The sequence below is a fragment of the Rubellimicrobium sp. CFH 75288 genome, from assembly GCF_009904055.1.
In the GTDB taxonomy this organism is placed as follows: Bacteria; Pseudomonadota; Alphaproteobacteria; order Rhodobacterales; family Rhodobacteraceae; genus Rubellimicrobium.
This window is the reverse complement of sequence record NZ_WYDP01000012.1, coordinates 37270-55854: the sequence shown is the minus strand read 5'-3', so window position 1 is coordinate 55854 and position 18585 is coordinate 37270. Positions and strand designations below refer to the sequence as shown.

Here is an 18585-nt window from a genome sequence, read left to right as displayed (position 1 = left end):
CGCATGCGATCGCTCTACCTCGATCGCAAGGGCGCGGTGCTGGGCTGGCACAACGGAGCCATCGAGTTGCGTCTGCCGGCCGAGCCGATCCGGCGCCTGCCCCTGCGAGACCTGGACCGCGTGGTCATCGCAGCGCCGTGCACCCTCTCGACAGGAGTCCTCAACGCTCTCTGGGACCGCGGAGTGGCGCTCCTTCTCATGGGGGGGCGGTGGGGCGATCCGGGTGCCCGGTTCAGCGGAGCTCCCCACAACGATGCCCGCATTCGTCTGCGCCAGATCGCCGTGATCGCGGACGCGGCACGCCGCCAGGACTGGGCGCGGCAGTTGCTCCTCCTTCGCCTGCGGCAGATGCGGCGCGTCGCCGTGGGGATCGCGCGCCGTCGGCAGCGGGGGCGAGACATGCTGCGGCCGGCCCTGGACGCGATCGGCCGCGCCGAGCAGCGCCTCGTCACCGAGCCGCCGCCGACACTGGATGCCCTGCGCGGCATGGAAGGTGCCGTGCTGGCTGCGTGGTTTGCATGCTATGCGCGCCTGTTTCCGGCCTCGCTCGGATTTTCCTCGCGCCGGCGGCGTCCGCCACCCGATCCGGTAAACGCCACCCTCTCCCTCGGCTACACGCTCGCGACCGCCGAAGCCGCCCGGATCGCGACCGTGGCCGGCTTCGATCCCGCGATCGGTCTGATCCACGGTCTTGCCCACGGCCGCGACGCTCTCGCCCTGGATCTCGTGGAGCCTGCGCGTCCCCATGTGGATCGGCTGGTCCATGATCTCTTTCACTCCCGCAAGTTGACCAGCCGGCATGTCACATCGTCGGCCGAAGGCGCGGTGCTCTTGGGCAAGGCGGGCCGCGCCACGTTCTACGAAGCATGGGAGGCCGAGGCCGCGCCGGTCATCCGCCCCCTCCTGCGGGCCGTCTGCCGCGAAGCGGTGCGGCGGCTCAGGGCGGGGCCGCCATCCCCTGCTGAACTGGCGGCGCAGGGCGGCGAGGATGTTCCATGACCGGGGAACCCGCCCCCGAGGCCTGTCTCGTCCTCGATGCGCGCCGCACCCGGCTGCGGATCGGGTTGTTCGGCCGGGCCGTCCATGTCCTGGGAGAGGGCATGGCGCCGGTCCTGCATCCGATCGCTCGCCTGCATCGGGTTGCCATTCTCGGAGATGCTGTCCTGGACAGCGCCGTGGTCCGTGCGCTTGCCGATGCGGCCAAGCCCGTGGGTTGGCTCGACGGCGACGGTCGCCTGCGGGCGGTCCTCCTGCCGCTCGGCCGGCGGCGCACCACGGTTGCCGAAGCGCTCGACCGTCTGGCGGAACGACCCGATTGGGCGGGCAGGCTCGAGGATTGGCGGCTCGCCCGTCTGTCCAGACTGGCCCGGACGTTCGTGCCCGATCCGGCCGGGGCAGCGAGGGTCGGCTGGTCGGGCGCCGAGGCGCTTCTCTGTGCTGCCGTTCCGGCATCCCGCGCCCGTCGCGCCCGCTTGGCCGCCGAGGCCCGCAGTCACGCCCTCCTCGTCGCACTGGCCGGTCTCGGGACAGCAGGCGTGCCTGGACGGTGGATGGGAACGGCCGGAGACCCGATGCGCAACCTCGTGCCTCTATTCGGCCAGATCGCGCTCTGGCACCTCGTGCGTCGGATCCTTCGGTCGCCCCGCTTGCGCAGGAGCCTTGCGCAGGCCTATGCGAGCGACGGACGGGCGGGTGCCCCCGGCGCAGGACCGGCCACGGCCGCCCTGCTCGCCTCTGCCGAAGGGCCCCTGCGACAGACGCTGATCGGCGAGTTCCGCATGTTCCATGCCTGGCTGCTCGACCTCACGGCGGCGAGCAGCGGTCTCGAGCCGGAGGGTCTGCCATGGGTTGGCTGATCGCCTATGACATCGCGGATCGCCGGCGCTGGCGCCGTGTGCATGCCGTCGTCGTCAAGGAAGCCTACCGGCTCCAGTACTCGTTGTACTGGCTTCCTGCGGATGCGGCAGACGCACGTCGTCTGGCGTCGGTCCTGGAGACGATGATCGATCCGCGGCGCGATGACGTCCGCTTCTATGCCTTGCCCGACGCCGCCTGGTGCAGGCTGTGGGGCCCGAAGCCATGGGGGAACGGTGTCATCGATCCGCTGTGCCGACGCTTCGAACCCTGCTGGCGGCCCGGAATGCCCGTTGATCTGGCGGCAGTGGACCTCTAGCGTGCCCGTGCGACACCTTCGCAGGGTCCATCGTGCTTGCTCTTTGACATCCCTGTATATTTTCTTGCCGGAGCCCGCGTCTTGGCAGGCAACTTTGCCGCATCGCACGAAGGTTCACAAGGCGTCCGGCAACGTGCTGATGAAGCTGGCCAAATCGGAGCCGAGGGTTCCAGCCAATGCCCTGACAAAGAAGGGATTAAGACGCATCGGCTCGAATTGAATAAATCCAACCTGAGTTCCAGCCAATGCCCTGACAAAGAAGGGATTAAGACCTCGCGCTCATACCAGCACAGCGCATCCACGTCGGCGTTCCAGCCAATGCCCTGACAAAGAAGGGATTAAGACACAGGGCCGACCCTAACCGCTACAGGGCCGACCCGTTCCAGCCAATGCCCTGACAAAGAAGGGATTAAGACACATGCCGAGATGCAGGTCCGGCAGGGGATGCAGGTTCCAGCCAATGCCCTGACAAAGAAGGGATTAAGACTCGCCGTGGAGCGCGAGCCACGCCTCCCACGCCTGTTCCAGCCAATGCCCTGACAAAGAAGGGATTAAGACCAGCGCGTCCGGGGCGGCGTCCACAATCTCGGGTTCCAGCCAATGCCCTGACAAAGAAGGGATTAAGACCGACCAGATCGACGCATGGCTGTGGTGCGCCGGTTCCAGCCAATGCCCTGACAAAGAAGGGATTAAGACCCTGAAGGGGGGGGGTGGACATCACGCGTCCACCCCGTTCCAGCCAATGCCCTGACAAAGAAGGGATCAAGACCCGGCCTGGGCGACTGTCCCTTTCTCGAGGGCTACTGCTCCGGCCGTGCCTCGGACAGGGCGGACGCTCGCCCATTGGCCCCTGCGTGGCCGGCCCTCCGACGGGGTGTCGGTCCATGCGGGTCCCGAACAGGGCGATGGCCGCCGCCGTTGTGCCGCGGCGGAGCGGGGGAGGCGGGGGCGGGATGCCGGCCGGGGCGGCGCCGGGCCCTTCCGGGTCTCAGAACGCCTGCGTCGCGGCGACGGCCCGGGTCCAGCGGGCGTAGCGGGCCGCGCGTTCGGCCTCGGGCATCCGCGGCTCGAACGTGCGGTCCAGCGCCCAGGTGGCGGCAAAACCGTCGGCATCGGGGTAGAGCCCCGCCTGATGCCCGGCCAGCCAGGCCGCGCCGAGCGCCGTCGTCTCGCGCATGCGGGGGCGGTCCACCGGAGCCCCCAGGATATCGGCGAGGAACTGCATCGCCCAGTCGGACGCGCTCATCCCGCCGTCGACGCGCAACGTCGTCTCCGCCGACCCGGTCCAGTCGGCCCGCATGGCCTCGACGAGGTCGCGGGTCTGGTAGCCCACGCTCTCGAGCGCGGCGCGGGCGAACTCGGCCGGACCGGTGTTGCGCGTGAGCCCGAAGACCGCTCCGCGGCAGGCGGGGTTCCAGTAGGGGGCTCCCAGTCCCGTGAAGGCGGGTACCAGGACCACGTCCTGCCCGGGGTCGGCCCGGTCGGCAAGGGGCTGGGTCTCGGCCGCGTCGCGGATCAGGCGCAGCCCGTCGCGCAGCCACTGCACCACGGCCCCCGCAATGAAGATCGAGCCCTCCAGCGCGTAGGTGCGTCGTCCCCCGAGCTGATAGGCGATGGTCGTGAGCAGCCGGTTGGTGGAGCGCACGCGCTCGTCGCCGGTGTTGAGCAGCGCGAAGCAGCCGGTGCCATAGGTGGACTTGACCATGCCGGGGCGGAAACAGGCCTGGCCGATCGTGGCGGCCTGCTGGTCGCCCGCGATGCCGAGGATCGGGATCTCGCGCCCGAACAGGTCGGGACGTGTGGTGCCGAAGGCGGCCGCGCAGTCCCGCACTTCGGGCAGCATCCCCATGGGCACATCGAAAAGGTCGCACATCGCCTCGGACCAGCGGCCCTCTCCGATGTCGTAGAGAAGCGTGCGGGCGGCGTTGGTGACGTCGGTCACATGCACGCGCCCGCCCGTGAGGTTCCACACGAGCCAGGAATCCACCGTTCCGAAGGCCAGTTCGCCCGCCCTGGCCCGCTCGCGCGCGCCCTCCACGTGATCGAGGATCCAGCGCAGTTTGGTGCCGCTGAAATAGGGATCGAGCAGAAGGCCGGTGGCGGCGGTGACCGCCTCCTCGTGTCCACTCTCGCGCAGGTCCTCGCAGAAGTCGCGCGTGCGGCGGTCCTGCCAGACGATGGCGTTGTGGATGGGCCGGCCCGTGGCCCGATCCCAGACCAGCGTGGTCTCGCGCTGGTTGGTGATGCCGATGGCCGCGATGGCGGAGGGCGCCACGGAGGCGCGCTCGATCGCCGAACGGCAAGTGGCCGCCGTCGTGGACCAGAGGTCGGAGGGATCGTGCTCCACCCAGCCCGAGGCCGGAAAATGCTGGGGAAATTCCTCCTGCGCCTGGGCGGCGATGTCGAACCGCTCGTCGAACAGGATGGCACGGCTCGATGTAGTGCCCTGATCGATGGCGAGAATGTAGTTCATCGTCCCCTCTCCCCCGGGCTGCCCGCCCAGCCCTCATGAGTCCGGGGCCGGTGCGAACCGGCCCCGGATCGGTCGTGTCAGACGCGCTGGCCGGTCATTCCGTCCAGCGGCGGATCAGCTCCTCATAGGCGACGGTCTGCGGCGTGCCGCGCTCGTCCTCGAGTTCAGGCCAAGGCGCACCGGGCTGGCTGAGCCAGTACTCCGCATCGCGCTCCTCGTTGAGGCGCGGTCCGATATCACCCTGGACGCCGGAGCGCTCGAGTCGTGCCAGGACCTCCTCCTGCTGCTGGCAGAGCTGGTCGAGCGCCTGCTGCGCGGAGACCGCACCGGAGGAGGCATCGCCGATGTTCTGCCACCAGAGCTGGGCCAGACGCGGATAGTCGGGCACGTTGAAGCCCGTGTCGGTCCACAGGTTGCGTTCGGGCGAGCGGTAGAACTCGATCAGGCCGCCGAGGCGCGGGGCGCGCTCGGTGAAGCTGTCGTGGAAGATGGTGGAGTCGCGGATGAAGGTCAGCCCGGCATGGGACTTGGCCACGTCCACCGTCTTGGAGGCGATGAACTGGGCGTAGAGCCAGGCTGCCTGCGCGCGGTCCACGGGGGTGGACTGCATGATCGTCGCCGAGCCCACGTCCTGATAGCCGACCTTCATCCCCTCCTGCCAGTAGACGCCATGGGGAGAGGGGGCCATGCGCCACTTGGGCGTGCCGTCCTCGTTCACGACGGGCAGGCCCTCGGCCACCATGTCGGCGGTGAAGGCGGTGTACCAGAAGATCTGCTGGGCGATGTTGCCCTGCGCGGGGACCGGACCGGCTTCGGAGAAGTTCATGCCGGCCGCCGCCGGAGGCGCGTATTCGTTGAGCCACTCGACGTATTTCTCGATCGAGTAGACGGCCGCGGGGCTGTTCGTGGCCCCGCCGCGCGCCATGCAGGACCCGACGGGGCGGAACTCCTCGTCCACGCGGATGCCCCACTCGTCCACGGGCAGACCGTTGGGCAGCCCGAGATCGGAGGCGCCGGCCATCGACAGCCAGGCGTCGGTGAAGCGCCAGCCGAGCGAGGGATCGCGGCGGCCGTAATCCATGTGGCCATAGACGGTCTGCCCGTCGATCTCCCGGCCCGTGAAGAAGGCGGCGATGTCCTCGTAGGCCGCCCAGTTCAGCGGCACGCCGAGGTCGTAGCCGTATTCCTCGCGGAAGGCGGCCTGCAGCTCCGGATCGGAAAACCAGTCGTGGCGGAACCAGTAGAGGTTGGCGAATTGCTGCACCGGCAGCTGATAGAGCTTGCCGTCCGGACCCGTGGCTGAGGCAAGGCCGATGAAGTCGTCGAGGTCGAGGTTGGGGTTGGTGAACTCGGCCCCCTCGCCCGCCATCCAGTCGGTCAGGTTGCGCACCTGCTGATAGCGCCAGTGCGTCCCGATCAGGTCGGCGTCGTTGATGTAGAGGTCGAACACGTTCTCGCCCGTCTGCATCTGGGTCTGGAGCCGCTCGACCACGTCGCCCTCGCTGATCAGCGTGTGGGTGACGTTGATGCCGGTGATCGCGCTGAAGGCGGGGGCGAGGACGCGCGATTCCCACTCGTGGGTCGTGATGGTCTCGGAGACTACATTGATCGACATGCCGCGCAGGGGCTCGGCCGCGTCGATGAACCACTGCATCTCGGCTTCCTGCTCCTCGCGGGTCAGCGACGAGAGATCACCGATATGCTCGTCGAGAAAGGCGCGCGCAGCCTCCATGTCGGCCCAGGCCGTCCCCCCCGTCAGCGCCAGCGCGAGCGCGGCAGAGGTTCTGAGAAGTCGGTTCATGTGGTACTCCTCCCTTTCTTGAACCGTGGTCTGTGCACAGGCGGAGCGGTGTCAGGCCGCCTGTGTCGTTCCGGAGCGCCTCAGACCCAGCGGAAGACCGCTGCGGCATAGAGCGCGCAAAGCCCGAGCGCCCACCATTGCGGCAGGCCGCTCAGGGCGAGCCAGGCCGCATTGATGTAGGCCGAGCCCAGAAGCGTGATGAACAGGCGGTCGCCGCGAGTGGTCTCGATCCGCAGGATGCCGCGGCGCGGCGTCTCGGGAAACAGGATCGCCAGCACGGTGAACAGGACGAGAAGCCCCGCAATGACGGCAAAGAAGATCGCCGTCGGAGCGGTCCAGGCCATCCATTGCAGGTTCATGGCTCGGCCCTCCCGATCACACGCGGCCCAGGGCAAAGCCCTTGGCGATGTAGTTGCGCACGAAGTAGATCACCAGCGCTCCGGGAATGATGGTCAGGACGCCGGCCGCGCAGAGCACCCCCCAGTCCAGCCCCGAGGCGGAGACCGTGCGCGTCATGATGGAAGCGATGGGCTGGGCGTTCACCGCGGTCAGCGTGCGCGACAAGAGCAGTTCCACCCAGGAGAACATGAAGCAGAAGAAGGCCGCCACGCCGATGCCCGAAGCGATCAGCGGCATGAAGATGCGGACGAAGAAGTGCGGAAAAGAGTAGCCGTCGATATAGGCGGTCTCGTCGATCTCGCGGGGGACGCCGCGCATGAAGCCTTCGAGGATCCACACCGCCAGCGGGACGTTGAACAGCGTGTGCGCGAGCGCCACGGCAATGTGGGTGTCGAACAGCCCCACCGCCGAGTAGAGTTGGAAGAAGGGCAGGGCGAACACGGCGGGCGGCGCCATGCGGTTCGTCAGGAGCCAGAAGAACAGGTGCTTGTCGCCCAGGAAGCGGTAGCGGCTGAACGCATAGGCGGCAGGCAGCGCCACCGCGAGCGACAGGACCGTGTTGATGACGACATAGGTGATCGAGTTGACGTAGCCCATGTACCAGGAGGGGTCCGTCAGGATCACCCGGTAATTGGCGAGCGTGGGGTTCTGCGGCCAGAGCGTGAAGGCGCCCAGGATCTCGCGGTTGGTCTGCAGGCTCATCTTGATGAGCCAGTAGATCGGGATGAGCAGGAACAGCAGATAGAGCGTCATGACTACGGCGCGCAGGTTGACCCGTGGAAGGGCCAGGGTGCGGGCGGCGGGAGCGTAGGTCTCGGTGGTGGCAGCCATGGTCAGCCCTCCGCCCTGTCGATCGTGGTCATCACCGTGTAGAAGACCCAGCTCACCAGCAGGATCACCAGGAAGTAGAGGAGCGAGAAGGCCGCCGCGGGGCCGAGGTCGAACTGCCCCAGCGCCATCTTGACGAGGTCGATGGACAGGAAGCTGGTGGCCGAACCGGGACCGCCGCCGGTGACGACGAAGGGCTCCGTGTAGATCATGAAGCTGTCCATGAAGCGCAGGAGCACCGCGATCAGAAGCACGCCTCGCATCTTGGGCAGTTCGATGTAGCGGAACACCTTCCAGCGGCTGGCCTGGTCGATCTCGGCGGCCTGGTAATAGGCCTGCGGGATCGAGCGCAGGCCCGCATAGGCCAGAAGCGCCACGAGCGAGGTCCAGTGCCAGACGTCCATGACCACGACGATGATCCAGGCATGGAGCGGGTTGCGCGCGTAGTTGAAGGAGATGCCCATGGCGTCGAGGGCCCGGCCCAGAAGGCCGATGTCGGAACGCCCGAGGATCTGCCAGATCGTGCCCACCACGTTCCACGGGATGAGCAGCGGCAACGCCATCAGCACCAGGCAGACCGAGACCCAGATCCCCCGCCGCGGCATGCAGAGCGCGATGGCCACGCCCAGCGGGATCTGGATGGCGAGGACGATGGCCGAGAACAGGAGCTGGCGGCCGAAGGCGCCGTGGACGCGCGGCGAGGTCAGCACCTCCTGGAACCAGCCGATGCCGTGCCAGAAGAACACGTTGTTGCCGAAGGTGTCCTGGACGGAATAGTTGACCACCGTCATCAGCGGGATCACCGCCGAGAAGGCGACAAGGACCAGAACCGGCAGGACGAGAAACCAGGCCTTCTGGTTGACGGGCTTGTCCATCACGCCACCTCCTGGGCTCTGCGCAGCGGGGTCACCCGCCAGTCGTCGGCATAGACATTGACATGCGACGGATCGAACCAGACGCGGGCGGCATCGGCAGGGATGCGCTCGCCCTCGGCCGCGATGACGTTGATCTCCTGGCCGAACAGGTCGGCGCGGACGATCTGGTGGCGCCCCACATCCTCGACCCGCCGGATGCGGACGGGCAATCCCTCGCCCTCGGTCAGGCGAGCGAATTCGGGGCGGATGCCGATGGCCGTGCGTCCGGTCACCGGCCCGTACACATCCCCGAGGCGGACGACCGGCCCCCCCTCCAGGATGGCGCGGTCGCCCTCGATCCGGGCCGGGACCACGTTCATGCCGGGAGAGCCGATGAAATAGCCCACGAAGGTATGGGCAGGGGTTTCAAACAGGTCCTGCGGCGTGCCGGTCTGCACCACGCGCCCGTCATGCATGACCGCGACCTGATCGGCGAAGGTCAGCGCCTCGGTCTGGTCATGCGTGACATAGATCATGGTGTGGCCGAACTCGCGGTGCAGCTTCTTGAGCTGCGTGCGCAACTCCCACTTCATGTGCGGGTCGATCACCGTGAGCGGTTCGTCGAACAGCAGGGCATTGACGTCCTGCCGGACCATGCCGCGGCCGAGGCTGATCTTCTGCTTGGCGTCGGCGGTCAGGCCGCGGGCCTTGCGGTCCAGCATGTGCTCCAGGCCGATCATCGCCGCGATCTCGACCACGCGGCGGGCGACATAGGCTTCGTCCCGACCCCGGTTGCGCAGGGGGAAGGCGAGGTTCTGGCGCACCGTCATCGTGTCGTACACGACGGGAAACTGGAACACCTGCGCGATGTTGCGCTCTGCCGTCGGCCTCCGGGTCACGTCCGTGCCGTCAAAGAGGATGCGGCCGCGGCTCGGCCGGAGCAGGCCGGAGATGATGTTGAGCAGCGTCGACTTGCCGCAGCCCGAGGCGCCGAGCAGCGCGTAGGCGGCCCCGTCCTCCCAGTCAAGGTTCAGCTCCTTGAGCGCGAAATCGCCCTCGCCCTGGGGGTGGGGCAGGTAGGAATGGGCAAGACCGTCGAGCGTGATACGAGCCATGACTCTGCTCCTAGGCTGCGGCGGCGTAGGCAGCCGGGGCGACGAGCCGACCGTCCTCGTCGAAGACGTAAAGATGGATCGGGTCCAGATAGACGCGGAGCGGACGGCCGGGATCGAGATCGTGGATCCCGTGAACGAGGCCGACCCAGCGCTCTCCGTCATGGTCCAGATGGACGAAGGTCTCCGAACCTGTGAGTTCGGTGGCGTCGAGCACGGTTTCGAAGTCCACGGCGCTCGGGCTGTGGCGGCCGATCTCGAGATGGTTCGGACGGAAACCGGCCAGGTAGCGGCCATCGGGCAGGGCGGCGAGCCGACCTGTGGCCGGTGCGTTCCGTCCGCGCCCGAAGGTCAGGACCGAACCGGACTTGACGATCCGCAGGAAGTTCATGGGCGGATCGCTGAACACCCGGGCTGTCGTGGCATCGACAGGGTTGCGGTAGACCTCCGCGGTGGGACCGAACTGTGTCACCCGCCCCTCCCAGAGGGTCGCCACATGTCCGCCGAGAAGCAGGGCTTCCTCCGGTTCGGTGGTCGCATACACGAAGATCGAGCCCGACGCCTCGAAGATCCGCGGGATCTCCACCCGCAACTCCTCGCGCAGCTTGTAGTCCAGATTTGCGAGCGGTTCGTCGAGAAGGACAAGACCGGCATTCTTGACGAGCGCGCGCGCCAGGGCGCAGCGCTGCTGCTGACCCCCTGACAATTCGAGCGGCCGGCGTCCGAGCATGGGCGTGAGCCGGAGCAGCTCGGCCGTCTCGCGCACGCGCCGGTCGATCTCCCGCCGGTCGAGGCGCTGCAGGCGCAGGGGCGAGGCGATGTTCTCGTACACCGTCATCGACGGGTAGTTGATGAACTGCTGATAGACCATCGCTACGCCGCGATCCTGGACGCGCACGCCCGTGACGTCCCGACCCTCCCAGAGGATGCGCCCCGATGCCGGGGCGTCGAGCCCTGCCATCAGCCGCATCAGAGAGGTCTTGCCCGACAGGGTGGGGCCGAGAAGGACGTTCATCGTCGCCTTCTCGAGGCGCAGGTCCGTGGGATGGATGTGGGTCTGCCCGCTCACCACCTTGGAGACACCATGCAGCTCGAGCGTCATCTCGTCCTCCCGTCACTCTGCCGCGGCGATGGCGTCGCTGCGCCGGCGATCGACCATCCACGCGTCGAGGGCGGCCGCTCCGGCCGCATCGATCCGCAGTCCCAGCTTGCTCCGCCGCCAGAGCACGTCCTCGGCCGTGCGGGCATACTCGGCGTTCATCAGCCACTCGACCTCGCGCTCGGTCAGCGTGGCGCCGAAGTCGCGACCCAGATCGGCTGTCGTCACGGCCCCGGCCAGAAGCCGGAAGGCCTCGGTCCCGTAGGCGCGAGCCAGGCGGCGCGCCCAGGGCCGCGTCAGGAACGGGTAGGTGGCAGACAGGCGGTCCACCAGCGCCTCGAACCCGTCCACGGGGAAGTCGCCGCCCGGCAGCGGCACGCCGGCGGTCCAAGCCTGGCCCATCCTGGGGAAGAAGGGCGCCACGCGTTTCATGGCGCCTTCGGCCAGGCGCCGGAAGGTCGTGATCTTGCCGCCGAACACGCTCAGCAGCGGGGCGCCGCCATCGGTGTCCACCTTCAGCACATAATCCCGCGTGGCGGCGGTCGCGCTCTTGGCGCCGTCGTCGTAGAGCGGCCGGACCCCCGAATAGGTCCACACCACGTCCTCGGGGCCGACCTTGCGCCGGAAATACCGGTTCACGAAGCCGAGCAGGTAGTCGCGCTCCTCCGGCGTGCAGACCGGCGGCACCGAGGCGTCGGGATGATCGGCATCCGTGGTGCCGATCAGGGTGAAGTCGCCCTCATAGGGGATGGTGAAGGCGATGCGCCCGTCCTCGCCCTGCAGGAAGTAGCACTTGTCGTGATCGTAGAGCCGCCGCGTGACGATGTGGCTGCCCCGCACGAGGCGGACGCGGTCGGTCCGCCCGGTCCGGATCTTCTGGCCGAGAAGGTCGCCGACCCACGGACCGCCGGCATTGATCAGCATCCGGGCCTGCCAGATCTGGCGCGCTCCGGTCTCGGTGTCCTGTGTCTCCACTGTCCACAGGTCTCCCGCCCGTTCGGCGGACACCACCTTGGTGCGGACGAGGATACGGGCACCGCGAGCGGCCGCATCGCGCGCATTGAGCACGACAAGACGCGAATCCTCGACCCAGCAGTCCGAATATTCGAAGGCATGCTCGAATCGCTCCTCGAGCGGTTCACCCTCCGGCCGTCCGCGAAGGGACAGCGTGGCAGTCCCCGGCAGGAGTTCGCGCCCCCCCAGATTGTCGTAGAGGAACAACCCCAGGCGGATCAGCCAGGCGGGCCGGCGCCCCTTCATCCAGGGCATGGTGGCATGGAGAAGCCGCGAGGTCGGCGTGGCGCTCTCGAAGCGCATCGACGGGTGATAGGGCAGCACGAAGCGCAGCGGCCAGCTGATATGGGGCATCGCCTTTAGCAGCGTTTCCCGCTCCATCAGGCTTTCGCGCACCAGACGCAGCTCGAAATACTCGAGATACCGCAATCCGCCATGGAACAGCTTCGTGGAGGCCGACGAGGTCGCCCAGCCCAGGTCGTTCATCTCCGCCAGTGCAACGCTGAGGCCGCGCCCGGCCGCGTCGCGGGCGATGCCGCATCCGTTGATGCCGCCACCGATGACGAACAGATCGACCGGCTCGGTCGCTGGCGCACGCTCCACGGCGCCCCTCCCCCCTCTTCTTCACGACGAGCTTGGCAGATTGTCGCCAAAGAGAAAAGCGGTTTTTTTCCTTTCTTTTCGTTTGTGCCGCTTGTGCTTGCCCGACGCATCATGTTGTGCAAGGCTGCGGGGGACCCGATGAGGTGACCTTGTCCCAGTCATTCCGCCATCCCGAGATCCTCGAGATCGCTCGCCGGGAAGGAAAGGTGACCGTCGAGCGGCTGGCAGAGCATTTCGGCGTCACCCATCAGACAATCCGGCGCGACCTGAGCGATCTGGCCGAATCGGGGCGGCTGGAGCGCGTGCACGGGGGGGCCGTTCTTCCGTCCGGGACGACCAACATCGCCTACGAGGAGCGCCGTTCGCTCAATCACGACGCCAAGGCGGCGATCGCGCGGGCCTGCGCCGCGCGTGTGCCCGACGACGTGTCGCTGTTTCTCAACATCGGCACCTCGACCGAAGCCGTCGCGCGCGAGCTGCTCGGGCACAAGAAGCTGCTCGTGGTGACCAACAACATTCACGTCTCCAACATCCTGATGGCCAATCCCGGCTGCGAGATCATCGTCACGGGAGGGAGCCTCCGGCGATCCGACGGGGGACTCGTGGGCAAGGTGGCCGCCGACACGATCAGCGGCTTCAAGTTCGATCTGGCCATCATCGGCTGTTCGGCCATCGACCCGGACGGCGATCTTCTCGACTTCGACATTCACGAGGTCGGCGTGAGCCAGACGGTCCTGCGTCAGTCGCGGCGAGCCTTTCTGGTCGCGGACCATTCCAAGCTCCGGCGGATGGCGCCAGCCCGCATCGCCTCGCTGGCGGAGATCGACGCCTTCTTCACGGACCGCCCGCTGCCCGAGGCGCTCGCCTCCCGCTGTGCCGCCTGGAACACGGAGGTCGTGGTCGCGCGCTAGCCGCCGACGCGCGCCGGACGTCCGAACGGCCTGCGCCTGCAGGCCGGCGCCGGGTCAGACCATCTCCTCGGGAACGCCGGGAATGGACCGGCCGAGCCGCTCCGCCGCGTCCAGGTCGTAGGGCAGCAGGAACCCCCGGCGACGGTCGGGCGGCTGGCGGGCGTTGGAGAGCGCGAGGTTGCGCCATGCCCCAATGGCACGGGCCGGGTCGAGCAGGGCGGGTTCGGGATCGCGGGGCAGCCAGTGGCGCATGATGCGCTCGCGCAGCGCCACCACCTGGGCGGGATCGTCGAGAAGAAGGCCCGCCTCCGTGTCCCAACGCATGGAGCGGCCGTTGAGATTGGCCGACGAAACGATCGCCGCCTTGTCGTCGAAGACCGAGACCTTGGAATGGATGTAGACGATCGGTGCGCCTTTCAGCCGGTCCCTTCCGCGCGCCTCGGGCACGCAATGTTCGTCCGCCGTCTCCGGTCCCCGGCTGCCTTCGGGTCCGGCAGCCTGCGGCCCGTCGCCACGACGCGCCTTGCGGCGCGGCTGGGCGGCGCCCCCCACGAAAAGACGCGATCCGAAGCCGTCCTCCAGAAGGCGCAGGCTGCGCGCCTGGAGATATTCCCCGAAGCGCGCGTCCAGTCCCGCAAATCCGCCGAAGGCGACCTCCTCGGGTGCCGCGGGAAGAATCAGGATGAGGCTCAGAGAGGGTCGCTCGCGTCCCAGCTGCGCCAGGGCGCGGGCCAGCCGAGTATCGCGGAAATACTGGGTCTCGAGATAGATCAGACGCTCTGCCCGGGCCGCGAGCATCAGATGCGCGTCGTAGATCTCGTGCAGCAGCTCCTCGGGTCCGAACCGGACCCAGCTGGCACTCCGTCGCCGGGACACGGTCCTTAGGAGCTTGCGCTGCGGAGGCGGATCGGCGCGGCCGGCGACGACATCCAGGAAGGTCTCGAGATGGGCCTGCGCCTCTGCCACGATCGGCCCCTCGACCATGAGCTGCACGTCGTGCCAGGTCTCCGCCCCCGGACGGTTATGCTCGGGGGTGTCCCACCGCCGCTCGTCGAGGTCGAGCCCGCCGATCGAGAGGAGGCGCCGGTCGAACACCGCAAGCTTCTGGTGGTGCGTTGCGGGGTAGAGGACGGGAACCCCCCAGAGCCGCGCCCGCAGCGGACCGGTCTTGGGGCTGACCAGCCAGTCCCGCAGCCCCGGCATGTCCCGCAGGAGCGCCGAGCGGGCGTGGCTTTCGCTTCCGTTGAGCCAGGTGACGATGGCCCGGAGGCGCGCCGCGATCTGCGGCCAGAACACGGTGCGGGGCAGAACTCCGGTCACGGCGGAATGCATGGCGGCCGTGATGCGAAGCCGTCCGGCCCCCGGCCCTGCGGCCTCGGCAGCCCCCATGAACTGGCGCACGGCCTTCCATGTGCCGCGGTGCAGCGACGGGCGTGCGATCGGATCGAAGTCGGTCAGGACCATGCGGATGTCCACGCCTCGTCGCAGGGTATGCACGATCAGATCGAACCACGTCTCGCCCACCGCTTGCGCTTCCGGGCTCCGCAGACGCGTCGAGAGGTCGAAGATCCGGAACGAGGCCCAGATTTCGCGCCTTGCCCCCAGAAATGCGCGCTCCAGCACGGGATAGGCCTCCGCGGCGGTGACGAGCACCTCGACGCGGGTCGGCCGGCTGGACAATCCGGTCGGGTGCTGCATGGCAGGGTCGGTCTCTCCTTGAACCATCGAAACGCGGGGCTGAGGGGCGGGTTCCCCCTGACGCCCGGTCTCCGGCCGATCAGCCGCTGGCGACCACCGCCCGGACGGGCTCGCGGCCGGCCGGCGCAGCCGCACCAGGGGGGCCGACGCCCTGCCCGGCGGGGCCGAGCGCGAACCGCACACAAAGCCGGTGCTGGTCCCCCTCGTGGTCCTGCGTGAGGTCCCCGCCGATCTGCGCGGCGAAGGCAGCCAGAAGCTGTCGGCCGAGACCGGTGCCGACCGGCTCGGCCGCAGGAGCGGCCGGCCCGGCGCTGTTGCGGATCTCCAGCTCGGCCCGCCCGTCCGGTCCCTTCGCAAAGCGGAGCGCGAGATGCGGCTCCGTCTCACCCGGCGGCGCCGCCGCGTACTTGATCGCGTTGGTGAGACCTTCCGTGAGCAGCAGGGCCAGCGGCACCGCCTGGTCGGGTGGCAGATGGAGCGGGGCAAAGTCGGTGGTGACACGGAAGGCGCGCCCCGGTGCGGACGCCATGCCGAGGATCTGGCGCACGATGTCCGCCAGAAGTTCGTCCGCCCTCACGTCCGCCTGGCCGGAGGTCTGGTAGAGTTCCTTGTGCACGGTGGCGAGGCTCATCACCCGCTCCTGCAGGCCCTGCATCAGCTCGAGCGTCTCCGGATTGCGGGCGCGCCGCATCTGCATGTTCATGATCGAGGCGATCAGCTGCAGGTTGTTCTTCACCCGGTGGTGCACCTCCCGCAGCAGCACCTCCTTCTGGTGCAAGGCGTCCTCCAGTTCGGCTTCGTCGTGAAGGATCGTGTCGGTCATGCGCAGGAAGGCCTGGGCGACGTCGCGGATCTCTGCAGGGGCCCGCGACATCTCGAGGGGGGCGACGACCCGGCTGCCCGAGGCGAAGGCCCGGATGGCCCTCGCCAGACGCCGCATGTAGCGCGTCACCAGCCGTTCGGCCGCAAGCCAGGCCACCACGAGGCTGCCCGCCCACATCAGCCCGATGACCAGGAACGGCGCCGCCACGGGCCAGCCGGCGATGCGCAGCGGCCGCTCGGGGGTGGAGCCCAAGGCATAGACCTCGCCGGGGATCAGCGGGACCACCGCATAATGACGCGACTCGCCATCGGCCGTGGTGGCGTCGAAGGTCCGGGCCGCGCTGCCGGCGAGGGACGACAGATCCAGGCCCGCCGGCAGGATGTGCTCCGCCGTCGCGAGACCTGTGGAGGCCGTGAGAAGGACGCCATCGCGGTTGAAGGTCACAAAGGCATACTGGGCCGGGTCCGGCCGGATCTCCGCCTGTTGCCCTGTCGCCAGGGCCAGACTGTCGTGAGGGATCGAGACCGACACGAAGCCCATCTGCGCATCCGGCCCCGCGACCGGATGGGACACGACGAGGATGGAGGACAGGCTGATGGGCCCGTCCGCGTTGACCACGATATGGGGGGCCCGCCGCTCGATGATGGTGCGAAAGACCGGATTGTCCGCGAAGTTGCCGCGCGCCGCCCCCGAGGCGCACCGCATCCGTCCGTCTGCCGGAACATAGGCCACGAGCGAGATATGTGGCATGCTGTCGGCGATGGCCGTCAGCGCCGCGTCGCACGCTGCCGGATCGTCGCGAAAGACAGGGATCGCCCGCGCCAGGGCTGCCACCAACCCCTGCGCCTCCCGGATCATGCCGGCCTCTGGCGCGACAGCCTCCAGTGTTTCGCTCATGAGCGCAGCCATGGTCTGCTCTCGCGCCGCCTCGCGCCACGCCGCCACCTGCAGGAAGCCTGCCATCCCGAGCGGCAGAAGGGCCACGGCCAGAAGGGCAGCCAGCCGGAAGCCCAGCAGATCCGCCAGTCCGGGACGGGATGCCGCATCCGGCGGGACGGCTGCCGCGGCCCGCGGCAGGCCGGCCTCGCCCGGGCTCATGCGGCGCGCACGCCCGACCGTCCGAGCACCGCGGCCGTGGGGCCGTCGAGCGACGAGAGGATCTCCTCGCCGTCCTCGAGGCCCAGCATCTCGGCCAGACGCGCGCGGGCCCGGTTGGCGCGGCTTTTCACCGTTCCCACGGCCACTCCCATCATGGCCGATGCCTCCTCGTAGGCGAAGCCCGACGCACCCACGAGGATCAGCACCTCCCGATGCTCGGGCGAGAGACGGTCGAAGGCCCTGCGGAAATCGGCCAGCGCGAGCCGGCCGTCATGGCTGGGCTTCTCGCACAGGGCGGCCGCGTAGAGCCCTTCGGGATCGGCCACTTCGCGGCGGGTCTTGCGCTTGTCCGAGTAGAAGGTGTTGCGCAGGATCGTGAACAGCCACGCCCGCAGGTTGGAGCCGGGCTGGAACTTGTCGAGATTGGTCCACGCCTTGACGATGGTGTCCTGCACCAGGTCGTCGGCCGCGGCGACATTGCGTGTCAGCGAGATGGCAAAGGCACGCAGCGCCCCCAGGTGATCGGCGATCTCGTCGCGCGGATCGCGCGGCGTGGCCGCGTCCTGCGCCTCGTCGGTCTTGCGGGTCGTGTCCGTCGCCCCCGTGGCCTGGGCTTCGGTCATCGTCCGCGCTCCTCCGCATCGGTCTCGCGCGCACGAAGCTGCGCGATGAGCTGCTTGAACCGGTCGGGGATGTCCTCGCTGAGCGCCTCTTCGTAGACGCGCTTCAGGTTCTCGTCGATCTGCTGATGGAGTCGGCTCCGCGCCTTTGTCTCGCCCATATCCGCATGCATGCCCAAGATCTGTCCCGTCCCGTGCGATATTTCCGCTTGGAACCGAACGCGCAACCCTGGCGTTCGGTTCCACGTCAGACGCAGAGGGGGATCTTCCAGAATGACGGAGAGCTTTGCATCCGCTGTGGGGCGGACGCTGCCGCACCTGCGCCGCTACGCTCGCGCCCTCACCGGCAGCCAGGAAGCAGGCGATGCCGTCGCCGCAAGGACGCTCGAGCGCCTCATCGCCGAGGCGCCGTCTGCCGGCGAGGACGGCCTCCCGGTGCGGATCGCGCTGTTTCGGGCCTTCCACCGCAACTGGATGGCCGAGGGTGCCCCGCTGGGAGAGGCCGACAGCCGGCTGTCTGCTCGTGCCCAGGGGCATATGGCGCGCCTGACCCCGCACACGCGCGAGGCGCTCCTGCTGCACGCGATCGAGGGGTTCACCGCCGAGGAGATCGGGGCGATCATGGGCGTCTCGCCGGTCCAGGCCCAAGACCTCGTCGAGACGGCCATTCGGGAGATGGAGGAATCGGTCGCCGGCCGCGTGATGATCATCGAGGACGAAGCCATCATCGCCATGGACCTGTCTGCCATCGTGAGCGAGATGGGCCACCGCATCACCGGTATCGCGCGCACCCGCTCCGAGGCCGTCCGCCTTGCCCATGCCGAGCCGCCGGACCTGATCCTGGCCGACATCCAGCTTGCCGACAACTCGTCGGGGATCGACGCGGTCAACGACATCCTGCGCGAGTTCCGGGATCTTCCGGTCATCTTCGTCACGGCCTTTCCCGAACGCTTCCTGACCGGAGAGCGGCCCGAGCCGGCCTTCCTCATCACCAAGCCCTACGGCGAGGAGCAGGTCCGCTCGGCGGTGAGCCAGGCGATGTTCTTTGCTTCCACCGAGACGCTGGCGGCGTGATGCAC

17 protein-coding genes and 1 CRISPR repeat array are annotated in these 18585 nt (G+C 68.4%); of the genes, 5 read left to right on the top strand and 12 right to left on the bottom strand.

Features of this window, described 5'->3' with window-relative positions; genetic code table 11:
- Nucleotides 1–3: 3 nt before the first annotated feature.
- The 3 genes from cas1 to cas2 are packed head-to-tail and all read left to right on the top strand — an operon-like array spanning nt 4 to nt 2173.
- Nucleotides 4–999: a CRISPR-associated endonuclease Cas1 gene (gene cas1 / locus GT358_RS11370; protein WP_166582744.1), complete on the top strand. Its 996-nt coding sequence runs from the start codon at nt 4–6 to the stop codon at nt 997–999.
- Complete coding sequence (locus tag GT358_RS11365; protein WP_166582743.1) at nt 996–1856, top strand: hypothetical protein; 861 nt, start codon at nt 996–998, stop codon at nt 1854–1856. The genes cas1 and GT358_RS11365 overlap by 4 nt, the downstream gene beginning before the upstream one ends.
- Nucleotides 1844–2173 (top strand): CRISPR-associated endonuclease Cas2, encoded by a 330-nt coding sequence (cas2, locus tag GT358_RS11360; RefSeq protein ID WP_166582742.1) that lies wholly within the window; start codon nt 1844–1846, stop codon nt 2171–2173. Before GT358_RS11365 ends, cas2 begins: the two co-directional genes overlap by 13 nt.
- Nucleotides 2174–2339: 166 nt before the next feature.
- A CRISPR array of direct repeats spans nt 2340–2942; the repeat unit is 37 nt; unit sequence GTTCCAGCCAATGCCCTGACAAAGAAGGGATTAAGAC.
- 219 nt (nt 2943–3161) lie between these two features.
- Here cas2 and glpK read toward each other — a convergent pair.
- The 8 genes from glpK to glpD form a co-directional block, all read right to left on the bottom strand.
- Entirely contained in the window at nt 3162–4646 is a 1485-nt protein-coding gene (gene glpK, locus GT358_RS11355) for a glycerol kinase GlpK (protein WP_166582741.1), read from the bottom strand.
- A gap of 94 nt (nt 4647–4740) precedes the next feature.
- Nucleotides 4741–6447 (bottom strand): ABC transporter substrate-binding protein, encoded by a 1707-nt coding sequence (locus tag GT358_RS11350; RefSeq protein ID WP_166582740.1) that lies wholly within the window; start codon nt 6445–6447, stop codon nt 4741–4743.
- Nucleotides 6448–6527: 80 nt separating this feature from the next.
- On the bottom strand, nt 6528–6800 hold the full coding sequence (locus GT358_RS11345) for a DUF2160 domain-containing protein (protein WP_166582817.1): 273 nt from the start codon (nt 6798–6800) through the stop codon (nt 6528–6530).
- 22 nt (nt 6801–6822) lie between these two features.
- Nucleotides 6823–7677, bottom strand: a complete 855-nt coding sequence (locus GT358_RS11340; RefSeq protein ID WP_166582739.1) for a carbohydrate ABC transporter permease — start codon at nt 7675–7677, stop codon at nt 6823–6825.
- 2 nt (nt 7678–7679) lie between these two features.
- Nucleotides 7680–8549 carry a carbohydrate ABC transporter permease gene (locus GT358_RS11335; RefSeq protein ID WP_166582738.1) on the bottom strand — a complete coding sequence of 290 codons (870 nt, stop codon included), beginning with the start codon at nt 8547–8549 and terminating at the stop codon, nt 7680–7682.
- Nucleotides 8549–9643, bottom strand: a complete 1095-nt coding sequence (locus GT358_RS11330) for an ABC transporter ATP-binding protein (RefSeq protein ID WP_166582737.1) — start codon at nt 9641–9643, stop codon at nt 8549–8551. Before GT358_RS11330 ends, GT358_RS11335 begins: the two co-directional genes overlap by 1 nt.
- Before the next feature lie 10 nt (nt 9644–9653).
- A complete protein-coding gene (locus GT358_RS11325) occupies nt 9654–10742 on the bottom strand; it encodes an ABC transporter ATP-binding protein (protein WP_166582736.1) in 1089 nt (362 codons plus the stop codon).
- A 12-nt stretch (nt 10743–10754) separates the two neighbouring features.
- Nucleotides 10755–12356 carry a glycerol-3-phosphate dehydrogenase gene (glpD, locus tag GT358_RS11320; protein ID WP_166582735.1) on the bottom strand — a complete coding sequence of 534 codons (1602 nt, stop codon included), beginning with the start codon at nt 12354–12356 and terminating at the stop codon, nt 10755–10757.
- A 149-nt stretch (nt 12357–12505) separates the two neighbouring features.
- On the opposite strand from glpD, the gene GT358_RS11315 reads away from it, so the two are divergent.
- Complete coding sequence (locus GT358_RS11315) at nt 12506–13267, top strand: DeoR/GlpR family DNA-binding transcription regulator (protein ID WP_166582734.1); 762 nt, start codon at nt 12506–12508, stop codon at nt 13265–13267.
- Between the two features lie 54 nt (nt 13268–13321).
- On the opposite strand, the gene GT358_RS11310 is transcribed toward GT358_RS11315, so the two are convergent.
- From GT358_RS11310 to GT358_RS11295, 4 genes are all read right to left on the bottom strand, one after another.
- Nucleotides 13322–14965 (bottom strand): phospholipase D-like domain-containing protein, encoded by a 1644-nt coding sequence (locus GT358_RS11310; protein WP_243730847.1) that lies wholly within the window; start codon nt 14963–14965, stop codon nt 13322–13324.
- Nucleotides 14966–15044: 79 nt separating this feature from the next.
- The gene (locus tag GT358_RS11305) at nt 15045–16886 is read right to left on the bottom strand and encodes a sensor histidine kinase (protein ID WP_166582732.1); all 1842 of its coding nucleotides are present in this window, start codon (nt 16884–16886) and stop codon (nt 15045–15047) included.
- Nucleotides 16883–17509: an RNA polymerase sigma factor gene (locus GT358_RS11300; RefSeq protein WP_166582731.1), complete on the bottom strand. Its 627-nt coding sequence runs from the start codon at nt 17507–17509 to the stop codon at nt 16883–16885. The genes GT358_RS11305 and GT358_RS11300 overlap by 4 nt, the downstream gene beginning before the upstream one ends.
- On the bottom strand, nt 17506–17679 hold the full coding sequence (locus GT358_RS11295; RefSeq protein ID WP_243730846.1) for a NepR family anti-sigma factor: 174 nt from the start codon (nt 17677–17679) through the stop codon (nt 17506–17508). Before GT358_RS11295 ends, GT358_RS11300 begins: the two co-directional genes overlap by 4 nt.
- A 100-nt stretch (nt 17680–17779) precedes the next feature.
- On the opposite strand from GT358_RS11295, the gene GT358_RS11290 reads away from it, so the two are divergent.
- On the top strand, nt 17780–18580 hold the full coding sequence (locus GT358_RS11290; RefSeq protein WP_166582730.1) for a response regulator: 801 nt from the start codon (nt 17780–17782) through the stop codon (nt 18578–18580).
- Nucleotides 18581–18585 lie beyond the last annotated feature (5 nt).